Here is a 21,938-nt window from a genome sequence, read left to right on the forward strand (position 1 = left end):
GCTAGGTAGTCCCCCACCGAGTCCAACGAAATTGTAGCTCGGTGGTCCTCCACCGAGACCGTCGCGTTCACGTTGCAAACCCACCTGCAACAGTCGCCGCATTCACTCGACCCGCGTGGCGACGCGTAGCTTGGCACTTCGGCTGCGTGGGTTCGCCTCGACTTCTTCGTCTGTGGGACGCAGGGGTTTGCGAGTCAGAACTTCCCATCGCGGGTCATCACGAAAGGCGTTTTTGACGATTCGATCTTCCAACGAATGAAAGCTGATGATCGCGACTCGGCCACCCGGAGCAATCCAGTCGGGGGCGGATGCCAATGTCCGAGTCAGACCGCCCAGTTCATCATTGACCGCGATTCGCAAGGCTTGAAACGTCCGCGTGGCTGGATGGATGTCGTGATTGCGTGAACGCGGAACACAGCGACGACATATCTCGACCAAATCACCGACTTTGGTCACCGGATTTTTCTCACGGGCCCGCAGCACAATCTGTTTCGCGATGCGGCGGCTAAAACGTTCTTCGCCGAATTGGTAAATCGCATCGGCGATTTCTTTCTCGCTGTGTTGTTGCAACCAACGATAGGCTGGCACTCCGTTTTCCGGATCGAACCGTAAGTCCAATTCCGCGTCGTCGATCGTGAAGGTGAACCCACGATGACGGTCAGCAAGTTGATCACTCGACAGTCCGAGGTCGAGTACCAACGCATCGGCGTGGGTTAGTTCCAACGCATCGAGAGCTTTCGGTGCACTTTCATAGCTACCGAGGAACAACTCGATCTTCGGATTGTCCTCGATCCAAGGTTTTTGTTCATCACGCCGGACCACCGCCGGGTCACGGTCGATCGCGATCACTCGTGGCTGAATGGCTGGTGTGTCATCGGATGACGCAAGCACGTCCGCCAGCAATCGAGTATGACCGCCGCCTCCGTAGGTGCCATCAATGATTGTGGTGGGACGGATCTCTCGCACCCACTGCACAATTTCATTCGGCATCACACTGACGTGTTCGGTTTCGGCGATGCCTACGGGCTTTGATTCGCCATTCGCTTCGGAGGACTCGGGCGAACTCACGCGGATTCCGCTTTGATTTGCTGGAGCGTGCGGCTGCAATGCAAAGCAGATTCGATCTGACCGTTGATCTTCTTCAAACGATCGGCATCACCTCCACCCACTTCCGCGGCAACGTAACCTTGGAAATTGATCTCACCGAGAGCTCTACGAACACTGGCCCAATCAATGTCGCCTTCCGTGACATCGGTGAATCGTCCCTGCTCGCGAGAGAATCCTTTGATGTCCAGTTTGCCAATGCGATGACCGAGGGTTTTCACCCACTCCGCGACGTCCCCGTACTTCCAGTGATTGCCCAAGTCGAATTGGACGCCGATCCAAGGTGAATCAAACGAATCAACAAAGTCAGCCAAAGCTTGGGCCGACTGATTCGAGTCACCCGCGTGGTCGTAAAGGAAATGATTCCACACGTTTTCGATCAGGATCTTCACGCCCAACTTTTCGGCCAGCGGAATCGCACGGTTGAGTGCATCGAACGCGCGGCTGCGAACTTCTTCTGCGGTTCCGTCTTTGCCGTGGCCGGGAACGATCAAGAAAGTGTTCGCTCCCAGATCCGCCGTTTGCTGCAACGATTGTTCGAGCAGTTGCTGAGCCTTTTGACGAGTGGCCTCATTGGGACTGGTGTGCGTCGTCGCCCAGTGGTAACCACCGACGGTGCCATCGATCGTCAGGCCGGTTTCTTTCGAAGCGGCGACCATTGCATCGACGTCCAATCCAGGCGACGTGTTGGGCTCGACCCCGACGAATCCAGCGTCCAACGCAGCACGAAACTTCGCGACCCAAGGGTTTTCGGCGTCGGAATCTTTGATACGGATCATGCCCGCTTTCAAAGACTGTTTGAGATAGCCTGATTCGTTTTCAGTCGCATTGGTCGCTGCGGGTGCAAGCTCCTCGGCCCAAACCGCCCTGCCCCGCCCCATCGATCCGTTCCCGGTGGGAGCCGCATTCATTTGGTGAGCAAGACAGGCCGCGTAGCCGGAGGCCGTCGCGACACCAAGTTGGCGGAGGAATTCACGGCGATTGCGTGTAGGGCGAACGGGCTGCATGGAAGTTACTCAGTGGAAATTCAGAAGGCAGTGGAATGACTCACCGAAACGCGATTCGGGACGAATCACAAACGACTCGAAAAGCTGATTCGGTACAGTTGGCCTAGGTCATGATCGATTCGGGAACGCGTTGCAATTGACCGTTCTTGTCAATCACCGCCAAAGTCACGGTCGCTTGCACAAGTTGTTCATCGCCGCGGCGAATCTCATATTCGTGGATGATTTTTGCTGCGGTGACTTTGGCCACCCGGGTCACAATGTCGATCTCGTCATCATAACGGGCCGAAGCTCGATAGCGACAATCAACGTGCACGACCACAACGTATAGACCAGCCTCTTCGACTTCGCGATACCTGCCCCCCGAGGAACGCAGGAATTCAGTTCGCCCAATTTCGAAATAGCGAAGATAATTCGAATGGTGGACCAGACCCATTGGGTCACATTCGTCATAGCGGACTCGCAAACGGAACACATGTTGCGGCAAATCTGTCGTCATTGTTGTCGCCTTTGCGTCCCGGCTGAATGCCGTTGCGACGCGATCGAGAATCGGGGCGGTTGCAAGCCGCGAAAGTTTAGCCATCAATGGAAACTAGGCGAACCTCGTGTATTTCAGAACTTCGCATTCGCGAAAAACTCTTGCTAAGGATCGTGTCTTGACTCAACTCCAATCCACCTCGTCGTCAACATTGGAGGGGTTTGACCCCAAGCAAGATGCCGCGGAGGCCATTGAATTGGCGGCCGAGTTACTACGTGAGTCTCGTCAATTGCAGACGCCACAAGAACGGCGACAGCAATCCGAATTGGACCGTATGATCGGCCACGATGCGGACAAGGCGACCTTGGTCGAAATGACGGACCAAGCCTTTCGCACGCACACGCCCGCGCGAGTCGCTGACCAAATGACTCACCTGCTGGATCTGCAGGGAATCCCACGGTTCTTCAGTCCAGTGGAACAGGCGATGCTCAAAGGCTTTCAGTCCTTTGGCGAATACCTGCCAGGCGTTGCTGTGCCACTTGTCAAAGAAAAAATGCGACGGGAAACGGCCAACGTGATTTTGCCGGCCGAACCTGACTTGTTGACGCCGCACCTCGCTTCGCGACAAAGCCACGGCGTCGCGATGAACGTCAATTTGCTCGGCGAAGCCTTGCTGGGAGAGGAAGAAACTCGCAAGCGGACGCAAGCTTTCTACGATTTGTTGCGCCTACCCGAGGTGCACTGCATCTCGGTCAAACTCACGACGCTGTACAGCCAAGTCTCTCCGCTGGCACGCGAGCACACCATCCGGATGGTCTCCGATCGCTTGGAGCGTTTGTACCGGAACGCCTACCACATGGATGATGGCTCCAAAGCGAAGGACAAGTTTGTCTATTTGGACATGGAAGAGTACAGCGATCTGTATTTGACCGCGGATGTGCTTCGCGAAACGTTGCAGCGAGACGATCTGGATTCGGTGCAAGCTGGAATTGCTTTGCAAGCTTACGTGCCAGATTCATGCTTGGTGATGCGAGACCTGATCAAGTGGTCCGCCGAACGAGTGCAGGGCGGCGGGGTTCCGTTGACGATTCGATTGGTCAAAGGAGCCAACTTGGAAATGGAGCGTGTGCATGCTTCGGTGGGTGGCTGGCCACAGGCACCTTACACCAACAAACATGACACCGATGCGAACTTCAAACGGATGTTGCGGGAACTGATCACCGCTGCCGCAGCCGGAACGATCCGTGTTGGTGTCGCTTCACACAACTTGTTCGATGTGGCATTGGCAATGCTTTGGACGCAGCGATTGGGAGCTTCCGATGCGGTGCAGTTCGAGATGTTGGAAGGGATGGCCAATCACCAGCGGCGAGCATTGACCGAACGGGATGCGTCGATGTTGTTGTACGCCCCGGCGTGTACCAAGTCCGATTTTCTACATGCAATCACTTACCTGATTCGTCGGTTGGATGAGAACACGGGGGCGGAAAACTTTCTTCGTCACGCCTATCGGCTTCAGCCTGGCACGCCCGATTTCGAATTGCTTGCTCAGCGATTCGAAGACGCTTTGCTCGATTGCGATGATGTGCCGGTACAACCTCGACGGACTCAGAACCGCCACCTGCCGCCGCAGCAACCACCAGCGGCGAAGCATTGGACTCAGTTTATCAACGAGCCCGACACTGACTGGTCACTCCCGCACAATTCGCGATGGGCACAGGAAACACTCGATCGCTGGAAAACCAAATGCGATGACGACTCGGTGAAGGTGACTCCGGTGATCGTCGGTTTGCCTGATGCTGAGACACTGCAGTCCGAGACACTGCAAACAGATGATCGGATCTCAGCGGAATGGTTCACGACCGATGATGTTTCGCGTCCCGGCGTGGTCACGTGTCGCTACAAAAAGGCGACCTCACCGGCAGTCGAGTCGGCGGTGAAAGCCGCGGCTGAATCGACTTGGGCGGCAGACATGTCCGTGGAGCAACGCTACGAGATTTTGCGTTCGGTGGCCCAGATTGCTCGCGAGCGTCGTGGCGACTGGATTGGCAGCATGGTGGCGGGCGCTGGAAAGACTGTCGCGGAAGCTGATCCGGAAGTTAGCGAAGCCATCGATTTTTTGGAGTTCTATCCGCTGACGATGAAGGCGTGGGACGATTGTGCTGGCATCGTTTGCGAGCCCCGCGGTGTTGTTTCTGTGATCACGCCATGGAACTTTCCACTGGCCATTGCGTGCGGAGGCATCGCCGCGTCCATCGCAGCCGGGAACCCCGTGGTGTTGAAGCCATCAACGCAAACGCTGCTACCCGCTTGGTTGATGTGCCAAGCATTTTGGGACGCTGGCGTTCCGAAAAATGCATTGCAGTTTGTGATCTGCGACGACGAAGTGGCCGAGCAGTGGTTGGTGAAAAATGAAATCGTTGACACCGTCATCTTGACCGGAGGCACGTCGACCGCGAAGCGAATGTTGGATGTACGCCCCGACCTGCACTTGTTAGCGGAAACGGGGGGCAAAAACGTGACCGTCGTCACCGCGATGGCGGATCGCGATTTGGCGATCAAGCACGTCTTGCATTCGGCATTTGGTCACAGCGGTCAGAAGTGCAGTGCGACTTCGTTGCTGTTGCTCGAAAACGAAGTCTTCGATGATCCACAATTTCGAGAAACGTTAGCCGACGCGGTTCGAAGTTTGCCGGTTGGATCCGCATGGGACTTGCACACGCGTGTGACTCCGTTGGTCGATCCGCCAACTGACAAGCTGCGTCGGGGGCTTCAGGAATTGGAGAGCGACGAATCTTGGTTGGTGATGTCTGAGCACGTCGACGGCAACCCGACCCTTTTCAAACCAGGCGTGAAGTGGAACGTCCAACCGGGGAGCTTCACTCACACAACCGAGTTATTCGGTCCGGTCATGGGAGTGATGCGTTTCAATCGTTTGGAAGAAGCCATCGAGATGGTGCGTTCAACCGGATATGGTCTGACTAGTGGTTTGGAGAGTCTGGATGATCGTGAAGTGAAGCTGTGGCGAGAATCGATTCCCGCCGGAAACCTCTACATCAACCGCCCGACCACCGGTGCGATTGTGTTGCGTCAGCCATTCGGCGGTGTTGGATTGTCGGCGTACGGTCCGGGCATCAAAGCCGGCGGGCCCAACTACGTGTTGGCACTTTCACGCGTGAAGCACGAAGAAGCATGGCAGCCGATTCAAGAAGACGTGGACGCGTCCCATGCGGAGCTGGATCGGATGCGAGACTGGATGCAAAGAAGCGATCACGACAACCAAGTGTTTGGCGAGTCCGAACGTTTCCGCATCGAGCGTGCGATCACCTCGCAAGCCTTTGCCAACGCCACCGACTTCTCTTTGGAACATGACACCTTCCAGTTGGTGGGGCAGGACAACATTCGTCGCTACCGGCCGGTGGATGGCATGACTCTTCGCATCGAAAAAGGTGACAGTTTGGTCGACGCGATCGTTGCTATTTCCGCCGCCGTTTGCGTGGGGACCCAATTCACTTTGTCATTGTCGCCCGAGATTGAAAAATCGAAACTCGAATTGTTGGAAAGCACAGCGGATTGGTTGCCGGGGCTCATCGACCCCATCGAAGAGTCGGAGACCGATTTGCAACAACGGATTGAAGCAGGCGGCGTCAGTCGGTTGCGAGCGGTGTCGGCTGCGAAAGAATCGATCCGACGAGCCTGCGGTAAGCAATTCATCACGGTCATTGACGAACCCGTTGTCGATCACGGTCGCATCGAGTGTTTAAGATACCTGAATGAACAATCGATCTCTCACGACTATCACCGCTACGGCAACTTGGGACGTCGGGCATCCGACTTCAAGTCCGAAGTGCCCGCCGAGTGATCGCTGCGCAGGTGTTGAGTTGTGAACTTGGCACCACACATGGACTGCGATGGTTTGTTGTGTCGCTTTCGGGTGCGGGTCACTCCGAAAGCGAAGAAGGCCAGTGTGGGAGGGCTGCATGATGGCGCACTGAAAGTGTCCGTTCACGCGGTTCCTGAAAACGGAAAAGCCAACCGAGCGGTGGTGGCGTCGTTGGCCAAGTGGTTCGGGATCAGCAAGAGTCAATTGGCGATCGTCTCTGGTGACACCTCGCGGCTGAAAACGGTCGAAGTGCAATTCGCATCCGATGCCGAATTGCTGTCCGCGATGGCGCGTTTACAAGCGGCGGCAGATTGAACGAGATGCCTACTAAACAGATGGCAGATCGTCCGAAAGTTTCATCAGCCGCGGCGGCTGATGATGATCATTGGGCAATCGGTGTGCATCGCGATTTCGCGAGTGAAGTTGCCGAACAGTTTGCGGCGTGGTCCCAAACGTTGAGCCCCAAGAATGACCAAGCCGGCATCCCCGGCACGTTCCGCAATGGTGGCGACCGGATCGTTGCTCAGGACAACCTCTCGTTCGCAAACCCGGCCCGCATTGACTCGCGAGGTTCGGTCCAGCTCTTTGCGAATCCGTTTCTGGTCTGACCGCAACGTATCCGTCGGGACCACACGTAAGAATTTGACGTGACGCTGTTGTTGGCGGGATAGGCTGCTGAGCAATCGGGTGAGCAAGTAGTCGTGTCCGCCCCGTCCGCCCACCGGAACCAGAATTTGTTGACTGGCATCGAGATGCCAATCTTTGGGGGCTCGCAGGACGACGACGTCACTGGCCAATTGTCCCAGCAGACCTTCCAACGGCGTGTCATTGCTATCGAGAGTGATCTCGCTCAGCCCCAGCAGAACGGATTGGCATTGGTGAAGTTTCGCGACGCGAGCGATCTCTTCCATCGGTGAGGGCGATACGGTGGTCAGCGTTTCGCAACGCACACCCAACTCCGTCGAAGCGGTGAGGATTTCCGTCATCACCGAGTGCATCCGCGCGCGAGGTTGTGGGTCGATAGACGGATCCCATTGATCCGATGCCACCACGACGGTGTGCACCAGCACGCGTCCCACCGCAGCCGGCACCAACGTGTCAGCCAATGCGATCATGGCGCGAGCGTTGTTGGGGTTCGCGATCGGCACCAACACCAATGGTGATTTGCCGCGCAGGCGTGAAAGCTCTGGGTTGGCTGCGATGTTGGAAACGTCTTTCAGACGCGCACGTTGTGCAAAAAGGCTCAAGAACAACACGCCGCCAATCGCCAGCCACATCACAGTGATCAATCCCGCTTGCGGCACGGCGATGCCTTGGAACACCGCCAATGCGAGGCACGCCATACCGCCGAGAACCGGTACCGCAGGATATCCGCGAACGCGGAAAGGTGGCGGCGCCAGCACGCTGCGTTGGCGAACCAGGATCGTCAGCCAGTGAGCGATCGCGAATGTCACCAAGAAGATCAAACTGGAGGCGGCCCCGGCGGCAGCCACATCAGGCAGCAGCAGTACCAGCAAGCAGCACAACGCGGAGGTCACCAACACCGCCCCCCACGGCGATCCAGAAGTTTCTCGCAGGCGGCTGAGAAAGCTGGGCAGGTTTTGGTCTCGCGACATCGCCAACGCAATTCGCGAGGCGGCAAATAGGTTGGCTTGAAGTGCCGAAAACATCGAGAGCACCGCCGCAACCAAGACCAACCAGTAGCCCGCAGTGCCCAAGTAGTGGCGTGCTGTGATTGCAACGATGGCCTCCGGATCAGCGGCGGCCAATTCTTGGATGGGCAGGCTGCCATCGGAACCTACGGTGACAAGAACGAACAGAAGCGGCAGATAGATGCAAAGTGCAATGACCAGTGAAAAGAGCATTGCTCGAGGAATGTTCTTCGCCGGTTCACGGACCTCCCCACCGACCGCTGCGATCAGATCAAAACCTTGCAGTGCAATGAAACTGTATCCCATGGCTTGAATCAGTCCGCCCCAGCCCGCACCTAAAAAGGGACGCAATTGCCGGGTGGATTGAGCGATGGGTTGCTGGGTCAACGCCCAAAATCCACCCAAGATCAGCACGCTGAAAACGAGCACTTTGGCAACGTTGATCCAAGCTCCTCCACCCGATGAGCGAAAGGTCATCAGCATGCCGAGCCACAAAGTGGTGGCGATCGCAATCGCGGAGGGGCTCCACGACGCGCTTAACCAAGCTGGGGCGGAACCGTCGGCGGAGGTGATGATCCCAGATGCGTACAGTTCGCTGATCAGCAGCGTGGCGAAGCTGCCAAAGCCAATGGCGTACAGCACCGCGGCCACGATGGAGGCGAACCAGACGACCCAACCCACCGTGAAAGCGGCTTCGACCGAAAGCACTTTTCGGCTGAAGGTGTAGGTACCACCCGATTCAGGAAACTTCGACGCCATCTCGGCGAAGCTGAGCGCCGTCAGCACCGCGATCACGCCATTCAGTGCGAACGCGAGAATGGCGGATGGGCCGGTGGTGGCAAACGCGACTCCGGCAAGTGCCAGAATCCCACCGCCCACGATGGCACCCACGCCAACACTGGTGGCTCCAAGTAGACCGAGATGGCGTTGAGCGGTGATGATGAAATCCGGCGATGGAAACGAAGTTCAACTCGTAGCGAAAGTCGTCAAGACTTTCTGTGCCTCAACATGCAGCCCGAAACGCTTGACGAGTTTCGCTACTTGAGTCGGCGATGATGAAATCCGGGAAGGAAACGAAGATCATTTCGTAGCGAAAGTCGTCAAGACTTTCGACGCCTCAGCATGCATGCCGAAACTCTTGACGTGTTTCGCTACTTGAGGCGGGGTGTACGAGCTTCGGCCGTTTCGATCCCGGCTTCGATCAGGTCTTGACCGACACCGTTCGCAAGTGCAGTTCGTTCAGCTGATCCGCATCGACTTCACCGGGAGCACCGGTCATCAAGTCGGCAGCCTTCTGAGTTTTCGGGAAGGCGATCACCTCGCGAATGTTTTCCAGCCCTGCGAAGAGCATGACCCAGCGGTCCACGCCCAAGGCGATGCCGCCGTGCGGAGGTGCACCGAACCGCAATGCGTCGAGCAAGAATCCAAATCGATCGCGAGCGGTTTCTTCGTCCATGCCCAACAACTCGAACACTTGCGATTGAACGTCGCTGTTGTGGATTCGAATCGTTCCGCCACCGGCTTCCGAGCCGTTGATGACCAAGTCATAGGCTTGGGCACGGCACTTCTCGGGCGACTCTTTCAGAAGCGGCAGGTCTTCTTCGAGAGGAGCGGTGAAGGGGTGGTGCATGGCGACATAGCGGTCCGCTTCTTCGTCCTTTTCGAACATCGGAAACTCAGTCACCCAACTGCAGTTCAGCTCGCCTTCTTCGTAGAGCTTCAGTTCAGCAGCCAAGCGTTTGCGGAGACCGGACAGGCCTTTGCAGGTGACCTCCCAGGTGTCGGCCAGGAACATCAACAGGTCGCCGGGCTCGCCGCCCAGCAGTTCTTTGATTTCAGCCAAGTGTTCCGGCTCGAAATTCTTCGCGATGGGGCTCCACAACGTGCCATCGTCTTCGACACGGAACCATGCGAGTCCCTTGGCACCGAAATCTTGCTGAACCCAAGTCGTGAGCTCGTCGATCTGACGCCGCGAAAACTTCATGGCGGATTCTTTAACGTTGATGCCACGAACGAAGTTGCCCGCATCGGCGGTTCCGCGGAACACGCGGAATTCTGTTTTCGCAGCCACCGACGTGACATCGACGATTTCCAAACCGAAACGCAAATCCGGAGCATCCGACCCGAAGCGACGCATCGCTTCGGCGTAGGTCATGCGAGGCAATGGCAACGAAATGTCTTTGCCCAAAACCTGCTTGGCTGTTTTGGCAACCAACCCATCGATCAGACCGATGATGTCTTCGGAATCGACGAAGGACATTTCTAAGTCGAGTTGGGTGAACTCGGGCTGGCGGTCGGCTCGCAAGTCTTCGTCACGGAAACACTTCGCGACTTGGACGTATCGGTCGAAACCGGCGACCATCAAGATTTGTTTGTAGAGCTGCGGCGACTGGGGCAACGCGTAGAAGTTGCTGGGGTGGACACGGCTGGGGACCAGGTAATCGCGAGCGCCCTCGGGTGTGCTACGGCCCAGGATGGGAGTCTCGACATCAATGAAGTCGTGCTCGGCAAAGTAGTCACGCATGCACTTGATGATCTCGCTGCGGCGGATCAAAGCCTGTTGCATTTCCTTGCGACGCAGGTCCAGGAAGCGATACTTCAAACGCAAGTCTTCGCCGGGCAGATCGGATTGACCGGGGGTGAACGGAGGCGTTTCCGCGGCGGACAAAATCTCGAAGTGCTCGCTGCGGACTTCGATTTCGCCAGTCGCGAGCTTCGCGTTGGTTTTGCCTTCCAGTCGATCGGCCACCACGCCGCGGATCAGGATCACGCTCTCGTTGGGCACGTGTCCGGCTTGTTTGATCAGCGTTTCGCCCGCTTCGGGAGGACCGATGACAACTTGGGTGATGCCATATCGATCCCGCAAATCGATGAAAACGGCTCCGCCGTGGTCTCGTTTGCTGTCCACCCATCCGCACAAGGTCACGGGGGAGCCGACGTCAGATTTGCGAAGCGCGCCGCAGGTGTGGGTTCGTAACACGGGTCGAAATCAAAGGGTTCGAGGGGATGGATAACGATGCAATTGACAGGACAATCTGCTGACCGGGTTCGCCACTTTTTTGCGATGCCCAGCGAATGGGCCGCGAGAATCGAAAACCGATCGGAAATTGTTTTTCGTCGCGAATGGGCAATCCATTTTTCGCGAAAACGAACTGCAAAGGATACGCGATCAACGTCCGTTCGTAAGTGGGACGATTTTCACCGATGCGAGGGATCGGGGAAGATCACGCGTGAAGGAGTTCATTTTGCGGAAACCGACGCATTCCAGACGTTTCAGCCGGAAACTGGGGCATTGAGAATGGTTGGAGAGGACGAGATTGCAAGGTCTTTTGGCCGCCCTGCCCTGCCCCAATGCTCTGTACCGTTCGTCTGACTTGTCGTCTGAGGAGGATTCTCACCATGCCCATCCCCAATCGAAAGCATTTGCCGACATCGCTGGAACATCTGGAATGGATGATTTCCGATGACGGCAGCCGCACGCTTCGGGATTGTCGGATTGACGAAACGTTCCACGGTGGTTGCGGCGCGGTCACCGAATCGATCGTGGTGTATTTGCTCAACAGCGGTGTGGTCGAGCGTCTGACGTCCGCGAAGGCGACGGATGTCCTGGAGATTGGACTGGGAACTGGAACCAATTTGTTTTTGACCGCCGCGATCGCCGAAGGTGCTCGGACGCCGGTCCGCTACCGAGTCATGGAGCCGGAGTTGCTGCCCGCCAATTTCTACACGGAGTTGCGGTTGTCGGAACATTGGTCCGATCCGAAGTTTGTTCAAACCGTGGTGTCACTGGGCGAACGAGCCAAGGAGTTTCGGCACCCTGAATTTGCGGGTCTGCTCCGGGAAATCATCGAGCAATGGCAAGTCAAGATGGATCGGGGGTTGCCGCAAGTCACCGACAAACAATGCACTCCCGTTCGCGTTTTTCTCGGTCGGTGGACCGAGGTGGTCTTGGACCCGTGTCCGCTGAGTGACGTCGATTGGCAAGCGGGTTGGCGAGACGGCTCTTCGTGCAGCTTTGATGCGATCTACTTTGACGCCTTCAGCCCCGCCAACTGCCCCGAGCTTTGGACGACGTCGGTGTTCCAGGAAATGGCTAACATGCTGAAATCGCACGGATGTTTGACCACCTATTGTGTCAAAGGCAGTGTGCGACGGGACATGCAGCGTGTCGGTTTCGATGTGAAGAAGTTACCGGGGCCGGAAGGCGGTAAACGAGAAGTTCTCATCGCTTCTCGCTCATCGGTTGCTTCATGATGTTCCATGTCCTGCACAAACCCACGTTGGCTTCACCGCGTCACTTGAGATGACGATTGAGGTGCTTGCACATCATGGAATTCAGGAGCAACGCCAATTCCGGATCATAGCGGTGCCCCTCGTCTCGCATGAAGGCGTGTTCGCCATTGAATTCATGCCACGAGAAATGAATGTTCGCTGAGGTCATCGCGTCGTAAATCAGACGTCGCCCTTCGCCCGAGATGTGTGGATCTTGTCGTCCCCAAACCATCATCATTTCCGCGTGGACTTCGTCCATCCGATCCAGCGTGTTGTCGTTCATGCCTCTGCCAAGACTTCGCTTATGAATGTCCGTGGCGTAAAAGCAAACACCAGACTTCACTTCTGGATTCATCGCGGCTCGAAACGCGAGGTGTCCACCCAAGCAGATCCCCACGGAACCGACTTGGTCCGTGCAATGTTCGTCTTGCAGAAAGAAGTCAATCACCGTTCTTGCGTCCGCATCGTAGGCGGAGATTTCTTTTTCGATCTTCAGCTTGTTACCACGATCGGTGCCCTCTTTGTCGTACTGGAAAGCTTCGCCAAGTTCGGTGTATTCGTGATAAACATCAGGGACCGCCACCGTCAGCCCATGTCCCGCGATCAAAGCCGCCGTGCGAGCGATTGGGGCGGTCATTTGATAGATCTCACTGAACAGGATGACGCCTGGGTATCGGCCGGGGCCATCGGGGCGAAACAGATGCGTTCGCATGGGGCCGGAAGGAGTTTGCAAATCGACGTGAGATTGGGCTTGGATTCGCATGTTTGGAAATCGAGAGAATCGGCGTGGCTGGAACGTTTTCGAGGCGGTCGTTTTACCACGTTCGTTTTCCTCGCGAAGGTGTTTGGCATGTCGACGCTCGCGACTTCCGTTTCGTGCCACTCGGATAGGCATGTGAGTTGCGGTGGATGGGGTTTGAATTGGACGAAGGGTCATTCGTAATTGAGGTGAAACGGTGCGGTCTTTGATAGCGATGGGGTTTGTGTGGCTGATGGTGGGAACGTTGTCCGGCCAGGAGGATGTTCAGACGACATCCAGCCCAGATGACATGGTTCGTGAAGTGGAACGGGCGATCGTTGCAAGGATCAATGACTACCGGGACGAACGAGAACTCGCCAAGTTGCAGGTCAACAAAACGTTGCAAAAGACCGCGAAAAAATTCGCGACCTTCATGGCTGAGTCGGGCAAGTATGGTCACCAGGCGGATGGAAACACTCCCGCCGAACGTGCTGCGGCGGAAGGCTACGAGTACTGCGTCGTCCGTGAGAACATCGCGTATCGTACGAACACAGCGGAAGTCACCGCTAAAAGCTTGACCGAAGTGTTTGTGCCTGGATGGATTGAATCGCCGCCACACCACGAGAACATCGTGGCGCCGCACATCACGCAGACGGCCGCGGCGGTGGCGACTGAGGACGGCGTGACGTACTACGCCGTTCATCTGTTTGGTCGACCCAAGTCGGAACAGATCGAGATCAGCGTGATCAACGATTCCGGCAAGACTCAAACGCTGAGCATCACCACCAATGACAGCGTGGATCAGATCGAGATGCCTCGGCGAACCACGTTGAAACTGACTCGTTGTTTCCCGACCACGTTCCGCGTCAAAGGGCGGGATGGGGAAAAGGAAATTCGCAAATCGGCGGAGTTAACGCTGACCAAGAGCGGATGGAAAGTATCCGAGTGATCCCGGTGATCGGCAGCCTCGCAGATCCTCCAACAGACCAGTAGGATTGCGCAAGTCACCTTTCACCGAGTGGCGGATGATTCGCGAAAATGAGGTCGCGATCAGCGTTTCTTCTTGCCTTTGGACGGTGGGCGTTTACGATCCTTGGGCAGCGGAGCGGCTTCTTCTTCGGGGGCAACGCGTTGGCGAACCATGTCGGCGAGACTTGGTGTTTTCTTGCCGCCATTGTCCTTGCCGGATCGACCGCCGGAGTTGACGGATCCTTGGACCGTGCCGGCACCGTCGCCGCCCTGCAGCATGGCAGGATCAAAGTGTGGTTTTGTGGGCAAGGTTTTCTTGACCAAGATGCGCTCGCCAATGCCCCACAGGCTGCTGGTGATGAAGTAGATGCAAAGACCCGCAGGAACACGGAAGAAGAACAGCCCCATGATCAACGTCATGTAGTTCATCATCTTCTGCGTCATCGCGGTTTGTTCGTCCGTCGCCGGCGGCATGAACATCTTTTGCTGGGCCAGGAACAACGACACCACGATCATCGGCAGCACGTTGAAATACGGTCCCAACCAGCCGGTCCCGCGGCCGGACAAGTAGTCCCACATCCAGTCGCCCCAGTAGTACATCATGTCCGGAGCGGCCAAGTTGGAAGCCCAAGTCGTCCACGATGCAAAGGCGGCTTGGCGGAGTTCGATGTCGACCGACAGGGTTCGGTACAGACCAATGAAGATCGGCAGTTGCAAGAACATCGGGGCACAACCGGCCATCGGGTTGAAGCCAACACGCTGCTGAAGCTCTCTTTGGGCTCGAATTCGAGCCTCCATGTCGTCCTTGTGCTTTTCTGCAATCTTCTTCAGCTCCGGCGCCAACTCCTGCATGCGTTGGGCATTGATGGCAGCTTTGCGTGACAGCGGGAACATCAATCCACGAACGCAAAGGGTGAGTAGGACAATTGCCAGGGCGTAGTTGCCGACGTTGGAAAGCAGGTGCAGCAACCAACCTAGCGGTTTGGCAACAAACGAAAACCAACCGTAGTAGATGCAGTCATCCAAGCCGTAGCTGGTCATGACATCGGGTTGCTTGGGACCGGCAAACAGTCGCAAGGATTGTTTGATGGATGATCCCGGTGGGACGTCGGCGATGACGCTGTCCAGGTAAAAGCTGGTGTTGACGGCGCGTTCTTTGTTTTCCGGAACCGCGAGAGGATCGGCGACGATGTTGGCGGCGGCACGTCGAAACGTTTTGAGTGTTTCTTGTCCTTCCGGTGGCAGCATGGCGACCGTGAAGTATTGAGCGTCAACGCCGATGTAGCGAAGGTCGCGTGCCGGAGGTGCCGAGTCGGGTGCAAAAAGGGTTTGGTCCTTCGCTTCGGCTGGATTCTTGGCACGCTTGAGCAATGCGTAGCCCGAAACCAATTCGTGACCTTCCGCGGTGGTCTTGTAAACAATGTCGCGAGCTGCGGATCCGCCCCAATTGGGACTGATCTTATTGCTGTACCACCAACCTTCCAACGTAATGCCGTTGGCTCCTTCGATCCGGTAGGCCAGCTCCTGAGCCTCGTCGGCTTGGTTGTCGAGTTGCACATCCATGTCCAACGAGTAGCTGCCCGGTTGCAATGAGTAGCTGCGTTGCAGTCCCACGGATTTACCCGAGATCGCTTTCATCTCCGAATCGGACAGTTGCAGTTGGTAGGACACCGCACCGTCGTCGGCTGAGCTGTTCCAGATCAGGTCGCCGGTGTCGACCATCCCTTCGATGGTCTTTTGTCCGGTTTCAATTTCGCGGCGACCGACACGTCCGACGGTGAGCAAGCACGATAAGCGGGAAAGGTTGCCGTCGACTTCATCGTCGCCGCCATGTTCGGCCAAGCGGATCAGGTCGAGCGGGTGTTCCGTCAATTCGGTAGTGAACTCGATCGATTCTTCTTCACGCAGCACGGTGACTTTGGCTGTGTCACCCGGCTTTGTTTCCAACATGGCCGCACGAAGCATGGTTAAGTTGTTGACGTTCTCGCCGTTGAAGCCCGTGATCACATCGCCCACTTGCAGACCACCGGTGATGCCCGGCGCGGTCGCGAGTGCCGCTGGAGTCCCCGGGCCGACAATGTTGACGCGGATCCCAAGTTCGGTCGCGGTTGGATCGGCTGCGAGGTAACCCAGGTAACCCGACCGGACATCGACTCGGCGATATTTCAGCCGTCCGTTTTCTTTTCGCTCGGTCAGTTCAATTCGCTCAATTCCGCCGCCGCGACTGTTCAGCGTGACCAGCATCAAGTAGCCGCTCTTGGGATCCATGGATCCGAGCGTCGACCAAGTCGGCGAGTCAGGACGCTCGATGCTGTCGGATTCGTCACTCTCGGGTTCTGCGGATGTCTCCTCGGTTTCCGCTTCGGAGGTCGTTTCCGTTTCTGTTTCCGGAGTGAGTTCGTCGACCTGGGCGACTTCGGCGTTTTCCGGAGCTTGCGGTGGCGCAAACATTGTCCGAAGGGACATGTAAATCAGGAAAAACGCCATCGAGGAAAGGATGAACGAAAAGAGTCGGCGTTCCACAGAACTTCGGCCAATCAGGAGGGGAAGGCGGGGGATGAAGCCCGCTATTCTTGCCGCACAACGCGGTCTTGAAAAGGCAAACTGCGTTTCAGCGGGATTGGCGACCGCGAAAAACTGGGGCTCAGGCCGTCAAAGGCAACGGCGTTTCGCACAATCGTTTCAGATAGCCCTTCAAATCCGCCTCTGAGATGCCTTGTTCCGTTCGGTCCAAGATGATCCAGGGACGAGCCTTTCGGATCACGCCTTTTTCGAGAAATTCCCCGAAAAGCCGGAGTTGGAGATGCCCTTCGTGACGCAAGTCCGTCGTGAACGGAGCGTCGGTGGGGGCCAAGAGGACGGCGATGGAACCTGTTTCGCCAGAGAGTGAAACGGTCGAAATCGGCGGGCTCCCATCGCCCAGTGTGTCGCCTTCATCGAAGATCACACCGCAATCGCCGAGTGCCGTCAGGTCCAGCGTTGGGTGAGTGTCCAGAAGCAGGGTTTGAATCGAAAGCGTCGGTTCAATCACCAAACGAGTTTCGCTGGCCTCGATCACTCGCACCGCTAGTTTCAACGAGTACTGGCACTCGGCGGCTTGCGGGAGCGTCACGTTCCAGACATCGCCGCGGATGGATTGTTCCGTGGCGATGGGAAGCGTGTCGTCCCCGACCGGCAACAGATTGACGTGCAATGATCCGTCCGGATCACCAAAGCTAATGCCCTTGGAGCCTCCCGCAGCGTGGCAAACCCAATCGTGTCCATCGGCGATCCAGTGAGCGGTGTAGCACTGCCCAGCGTTTTGATCGCACGCGGATCCCGGAGTGGGATTGGTGAAGTTTTGGATTTGCCACATGGATTCAGCTCGTTTGATCAGCCGTTGTATTCAGCGCCGAAGAACTCTTTGCTGCCTTCAACGTCCGCTTTGATTGTACGCGAACCTTCTTGCCAGTTGGCTGGGCAGACTTCGCCGTTCTTCTCGAAGTATTGCAGGGCTTTGACCATGCGAAGTGCTTCGTCGACGCTGCGTCCCAGTGGCAAGTCATTGACGACTTGGTGACGCACAACGCCTTCTTGGTCGATCAAGAACAAACCTCGCAGAGCAACGCCACCGTCGAGCAGTACGTCGTAGTCACGCGAAATTTGTTTGTTCAGGTCGGCGACCAATGGGTATTCCGTCTTACCGATGCCGCCTTCGTTACGAGGCGTGTTGGTCCATGCCAAGTGCGTGAAGTGGCTGTCGATCGAGACGCCGATGATCTCGACGCCAAGGTCTTGGAAATCCTTGGCTCGATCGCTGAAGGCGATGATTTCTGTTGGGCAAACGAACGTGAAGTCCAGTGGCCAGAAGAACAACAAAACGTACTTGCCCTTGTAGTCCGACAGGCTGAAGTCGTCCTTGAAGGTGCCGTCGGGCATGACGGCGGTGGCGGTGAATTCAGGAGCTTTTTGGGTGACCAGAACACTCATGGTGACTCTATCTTATTTGAGAGGTGAAACGTGGTTTGGAAGTGGATTGAATCAATCGCGAAGATTGGAATCGAAGACGCGAACTTCCGCCCAATTGGGCTTTTGCCGCTCGATGAATTCCAAGTGGCGAGGCGCTGTTTGATAGGCGTCGTGCGCCGCGCGATCTTCGAAAACGGTGTGCAAAACGACGTCGAAGTCCATGTTGACCGGGCGGTCGTATTCGGGCTCGCAACGCCCCACCGCGAAATCGATCAGACCTGGATGGTCGGTCAAATAGGTTTGGCAGTCATCCAGCAGCGCGTTGATGGTTTCATCGCTGCGGTCTTTGGTCGTGAAGAAAACTTGGTGTGCGAGTCGAGGCATAGGATCGCAAGAATCGGAGGTGGGGCGGCAACACCGCGTGGAGGTTTCGCCAGTCTCATCCAAGCTGGCAAACGCGGCTCGACGCTGATTCTAGCGATCGGATCAATTGGCTTGAACCGGTCGCCCGCCGGCCGCACTGGGTGGACGCCGTGGCGTGTAGGTGCAGCAGTCTTGGGGGCAGACATCGTGCCATGGTCCCAATGACCCGAGCGCCGGTTTGTCCGCCGAGACGCCCAGGCGTTCCTGGACCAGACCGCAGATCATCTCGACGAATTCAGGGTGGGTCCCCGCCGAGGAGGCTCGCGCCATTTTGATGCCTCGTTCTTCACAAAGCTGAGCGGCTTCCTCGTCCAGGTCAAACAAGACCTCCATGTGGTCGCTGACGAACCCGATCGGCAGAATGATCAGCGAATCCAACTTTTTCGCGTCGTCCATTTCCGCGATTGCGTCCAAAACGTCCGGTTCCAACCACGGTTGGGACGGCGGCCCGCTGCGGCTTTGGTACACCAAGTCCCAATCCGTCGCGCCGCAAGCTTCCGCGACCAAGCGACTCGATTCACGAAGCTGTTTTTCGTAATCGCAGTTGTCGGCCATCCCCATGGGAATGCTGTGGGCCGTGAACAGGAGCTTTGTGGTGGCTGGTGACTGATCGATGGATTCCGCGGCGCGACGGACGTTGTCTGCCATCGCGGCGATGAAACCCGGGTGGTTGAAACCCATACGAACTTTTTCAACCAGCGGAGCATCGTCGCCGACTTCCTCACGAGCGGCGATGATATTTTCGCGGTACTGGCGACACCCGCTGTAGCAACTGAACATGCTGGTGAAGAACGCCAACGCGCGTTTCTTGCCATCATTTTGCATTTGCCGCAACGTATCAGCGAAGTACGGCTCCCAGTTCCGATTGCCCCAGTAGATCGGCAGGTCGATTCCGTTGGCGTCGAACCGCTTTTGTAAGGCGTCGATCAATTGGCGGTTCTGCTCGTTGATCGGGCTGACACCGCCGAAGTGTTTGTAGTGCTCGGCCACCTCCAGCATCCGTTCCCGCGGAACGTTTTTGCCACGCAGCACGTTTTCCAAAAACGGCATCACGTCGTCAGGGCCTTCCGGTCCGCCAAAGGAAACCAGCAGGAATGAGTCGTAGGGAGGGAGTTCACTCATGGATCAACAAGGTGATTGAATCGATGGGGAAAGGAAGACAATGTCAACGTTGGCAACGGACGTGATCGAGTGACATTCACGCGAGGCGGTCTACGCCCAATCTATCGGCAAGGAAACCGATAAAAAGAACACGACGATCGGGGCGCTGGCTGCAGAGTATTAAGCTAACCTGTCAACCGAACACGTTGCGGGTTTGTTCTTCATGCTGATGGACGCCAAATGATGGCTCGGCGAGTCGCGGCGGCAGCTCACTCCAGCAGATCACGATTGGGTATCGGTGACATGCCGCGCCGATTCAGACACGAAATCAGAAACCGTCGTCCGGCGTGATGCCATCGCCGTCCAAGTCCGCTTCGGTGATGATTCGGAATCCTTTTTCATTCAGCGTCTTCATGGCCAGATCGATGTTCTCGACCATGATCGCCACGGCGGGTTTGCCATGTGGACGCATGAAGAGCGGATACGCTTGGATGATGTTCAGCTCAGCTTGCAACAGCGCGGTGCAGACGCGAAGGAGAGGCTGGGGGCCTTCGGGAAGCTCCACGCCAACCAAGTCGGATTCGATGATCGCCAGTCCGGCTCGTTCCAGAATTTCCCGGCCGCGGTCCGCATCGCTGATCAAGAACCGCACAAACGCGCATTCAGCGGCATCGTTGATCGATAACGCCACAATTCGAATGCCCGTGCCTTCGAAGCGGCGAACGACTTCGAGCAGTTGCCCGACGCGATTCTCAAGAAAGATGGTGAACTGACGGATCGCGGGAAATTCGCGACCTCGCATCGTTTCAAATTGCGTGTCGGCACCGGCACCAAAGCTCATGCTCGCAATCTCATGTTAGCGGCGGGAAAGCATAATCGCCGGAGTCTAGCGGTCCCTCGCCCGGACGGCAAACCATCCACTGCGCAGTCAGCGGATGGGCTCCGCTCGCTGTGTGAAGACCGACCAGCCTGATGGAAGAGCGACTTGCTTGCTCAATGTGAGCAGGGCTGGGTGTATGGGGGCCCGGCGGAAGCTTACGCCGCAGGAGTGGCGTGATCGATGCCGATGGGAGAACCGGCGCGCCGTTTGCCATCCCAAGAGGTGTTCCACGCGAATCGCTTCGATCGCGTTTCCTCCTCGATCCAAAAGGTTACAGCAATGAAGTTTCTATATCGACGCCAACCCATTTTGCGTTCTTTGGTCGCCACCGCAGCCATCTCGGTTCCCGTCGGCGCTGGTTCCAATGCGTTTGCACAGACCGGCGACTATGAGCCGGAAGAACGTGGTGCCAAAGTGGAAGACGACGCTTGGTATGACGTGTCCGAGTGGTTCGACGGCAATGATTACAACCCCACTGACGAAGCCATCGGCCGCTGGGATGATGAAGTCTTTTCCTATGAAGATGCGCGGACCAGTTCCGATTCTGACAACGATCAACCCATCATTCCCGCGTCAGCATTCTTCAGTGACGATTACAACGAAAGCTATATCACGTACGACGACCGCGATCAGGACGGCAACTACGAACGAGCATCACGCTACATCGATAGTGACGGCGATGATTTGAACGATGCCTATGTCACCTACGAGGACGAAGATGGCGACGGCATGTACGACAGTTACGACTATTCGGAACTGGGCAGCACCGGCAAAAACGCCGTCCCTCCCTCTGAGATCGCTCAATCAGTGAAGGAAGGCCTGAGTGGCAAACGTCACGCGTTGAAAGGAAAGATTCAGGAAGTGACGACCGTCAATCGGGCAAACGAGTTTGCAATGATGATGGAAGTTCAACAGGAAAACGGGGATCAGGTTTGGGTGGATCTCGGTGGGCACGCGACCGGAATCCAGTTGTTCAAAGGCGATCAAGCAACCTTCTTCGGACCCATGATGAAGCAAGGTGACAAGTCGATCATGGTGGCGACCGAAGTTCGCACACCAAAGGGTGATCGCTACAAGGTCGAACGTTCCGGCAATCGGTACCAAGGTACGGTGGAGTCGACCAAGACTGCGAAGGTGAAAGGCGAAGAGCACGTGGTCGTGAAGCTGAAGAACGACAACGGCAAAATGATGACGGTGGACATGGGTTTGGCTTCTGAACAAGACAAACCAAGCGAAGGCGACGAAGTGACCGTCACTGGCGTCCCCGTGAAGATCGGCGAACGCGTGATCTTGATCGCGGACCAAACGAAGCTTCGCTAGTCGACAATGGTGACTCTCCGTTGAGTTGAATCAGTCACCGCTTGGCCCGATTCTTGGCGGAAGCATTCCTCATGCGAATGCCCATCAAGGATCGGGCTTTCTCTTTAATGACCGCCGGTCACGCATGTAAGAGGAACCGCGCGAGTTGACGCGGTGCGTTCATCAGGA

The 21,938-nt window shown here is 56.6% G+C and carries 17 protein-coding genes; 5 read left to right on the forward strand and 12 right to left on the reverse strand.

What is annotated here, in order from left to right; translation table 11 throughout:
• Nucleotides 1-102: 102 nt before the first annotated feature.
• The 3 genes from rsmH to LOC70_RS15475 all read right to left on the reverse strand — a co-directional run bounded on the left by rsmH (nt 103) and on the right by LOC70_RS15475 (nt 2,607).
• The gene (gene rsmH, locus LOC70_RS15465; RefSeq protein ID WP_315857266.1) at nt 103-1,068 is read right to left on the reverse strand and encodes a 16S rRNA (cytosine(1402)-N(4))-methyltransferase RsmH; all 966 of its coding nucleotides are present in this window, start codon (nt 1,066-1,068) and stop codon (nt 103-105) included.
• The gene (locus tag LOC70_RS15470) at nt 1,065-2,111 is read right to left on the reverse strand and encodes a sugar phosphate isomerase/epimerase family protein (protein ID WP_230254911.1); all 1,047 of its coding nucleotides are present in this window, start codon (nt 2,109-2,111) and stop codon (nt 1,065-1,067) included. Before LOC70_RS15470 ends, rsmH begins: the two co-directional genes overlap by 4 nt.
• 103 nt (nt 2,112-2,214) lie before the next feature.
• Nucleotides 2,215-2,607, reverse strand: coding sequence for an acyl-CoA thioesterase (locus LOC70_RS15475; RefSeq protein ID WP_230254912.1), 393 nt, complete (start codon nt 2,605-2,607; stop codon nt 2,215-2,217).
• 157 nt (nt 2,608-2,764) lie between these two features.
• Here LOC70_RS15475 and LOC70_RS15480 point away from each other — a divergent pair, with 157 nt between their 5' ends.
• Nucleotides 2,765-6,445 carry a bifunctional proline dehydrogenase/L-glutamate gamma-semialdehyde dehydrogenase gene (locus tag LOC70_RS15480; RefSeq protein ID WP_230254913.1) on the forward strand — a complete coding sequence of 1,227 codons (3,681 nt, stop codon included), beginning with the start codon at nt 2,765-2,767 and terminating at the stop codon, nt 6,443-6,445.
• Nucleotides 6,446-6,466: 21 nt separating this feature from the next.
• Nucleotides 6,467-6,781, forward strand: a complete 315-nt coding sequence (locus LOC70_RS15485; RefSeq protein WP_449314296.1) for a DUF167 domain-containing protein — start codon at nt 6,467-6,469, stop codon at nt 6,779-6,781.
• A 44-nt stretch (nt 6,782-6,825) separates the two neighbouring features.
• Here LOC70_RS15485 and LOC70_RS24505 read toward each other — a convergent pair whose 3' ends face one another.
• Together LOC70_RS24505 and aspS are read right to left on the reverse strand one after the other, a co-directional pair.
• Entirely contained in the window at nt 6,826-9,060 is a 2,235-nt protein-coding gene (locus LOC70_RS24505; RefSeq protein ID WP_315857302.1) for an amino acid permease, read from the reverse strand.
• A gap of 259 nt (nt 9,061-9,319) precedes the next feature.
• Nucleotides 9,320-11,098 carry an aspartate--tRNA ligase gene (aspS, locus tag LOC70_RS15495; RefSeq protein WP_230254915.1) on the reverse strand — a complete coding sequence of 593 codons (1,779 nt, stop codon included), beginning with the start codon at nt 11,096-11,098 and terminating at the stop codon, nt 9,320-9,322.
• 419 nt (nt 11,099-11,517) lie between these two features.
• Between aspS and mnmD the strand changes: the two genes are divergently transcribed.
• Nucleotides 11,518-12,372: a tRNA (5-methylaminomethyl-2-thiouridine)(34)-methyltransferase MnmD gene (mnmD, locus tag LOC70_RS15500; RefSeq protein ID WP_230254916.1), complete on the forward strand. Its 855-nt coding sequence runs from the start codon at nt 11,518-11,520 to the stop codon at nt 12,370-12,372.
• Between the two features lie 40 nt (nt 12,373-12,412).
• On the opposite strand, the gene LOC70_RS15505 is transcribed toward mnmD, so the two are convergent.
• Entirely contained in the window at nt 12,413-13,153 is a 741-nt protein-coding gene (locus LOC70_RS15505; RefSeq protein WP_230254917.1) for a dienelactone hydrolase family protein, read from the reverse strand.
• A 193-nt stretch (nt 13,154-13,346) separates the two neighbouring features.
• On the opposite strand from LOC70_RS15505, the gene LOC70_RS15510 reads away from it, so the two are divergent.
• The gene (locus LOC70_RS15510; RefSeq protein ID WP_230254918.1) at nt 13,347-14,078 is read left to right on the forward strand and encodes a CAP domain-containing protein; all 732 of its coding nucleotides are present in this window, start codon (nt 13,347-13,349) and stop codon (nt 14,076-14,078) included.
• A gap of 101 nt (nt 14,079-14,179) precedes the next feature.
• On the opposite strand, the gene LOC70_RS15515 is transcribed toward LOC70_RS15510, so the two are convergent.
• The 6 genes from LOC70_RS15515 to LOC70_RS15540 form a co-directional block, all read right to left on the reverse strand.
• On the reverse strand, nt 14,180-16,621 hold the full coding sequence (locus LOC70_RS15515) for a YidC/Oxa1 family insertase periplasmic-domain containing protein (RefSeq protein WP_315857267.1): 2,442 nt from the start codon (nt 16,619-16,621) through the stop codon (nt 14,180-14,182).
• A 121-nt stretch (nt 16,622-16,742) separates the two neighbouring features.
• The gene (locus tag LOC70_RS15520) at nt 16,743-17,453 is read right to left on the reverse strand and encodes a hypothetical protein (protein WP_230254920.1); all 711 of its coding nucleotides are present in this window, start codon (nt 17,451-17,453) and stop codon (nt 16,743-16,745) included.
• Between the two features lie 17 nt (nt 17,454-17,470).
• Entirely contained in the window at nt 17,471-18,067 is a 597-nt protein-coding gene (locus tag LOC70_RS15525) for a peroxiredoxin (protein WP_230254921.1), read from the reverse strand.
• A gap of 51 nt (nt 18,068-18,118) precedes the next feature.
• Nucleotides 18,119-18,430: a Dabb family protein gene (locus LOC70_RS15530; protein ID WP_230254922.1), complete on the reverse strand. Its 312-nt coding sequence runs from the start codon at nt 18,428-18,430 to the stop codon at nt 18,119-18,121.
• A 102-nt stretch (nt 18,431-18,532) separates the two neighbouring features.
• Nucleotides 18,533-19,591, reverse strand: coding sequence for a ferrochelatase (locus LOC70_RS15535; RefSeq protein WP_230254923.1), 1,059 nt, complete (start codon nt 19,589-19,591; stop codon nt 18,533-18,535).
• Nucleotides 19,592-19,898: 307 nt separating this feature from the next.
• A complete protein-coding gene (locus LOC70_RS15540) occupies nt 19,899-20,411 on the reverse strand; it encodes an acetolactate synthase (protein WP_230254924.1) in 513 nt (170 codons plus the stop codon).
• A 318-nt stretch (nt 20,412-20,729) separates the two neighbouring features.
• On the opposite strand from LOC70_RS15540, the gene LOC70_RS15545 reads away from it, so the two are divergent.
• Nucleotides 20,730-21,770 carry a hypothetical protein gene (locus LOC70_RS15545; RefSeq protein WP_230254925.1) on the forward strand — a complete coding sequence of 347 codons (1,041 nt, stop codon included), beginning with the start codon at nt 20,730-20,732 and terminating at the stop codon, nt 21,768-21,770.
• Nucleotides 21,771-21,938 lie beyond the last annotated feature (168 nt).

Origin of the sequence: Rhodopirellula halodulae (genome assembly GCF_020966775.1) — a bacterium.
Lineage (GTDB): Bacteria > Planctomycetota > Planctomycetia > Pirellulales > Pirellulaceae > Rhodopirellula > Rhodopirellula halodulae.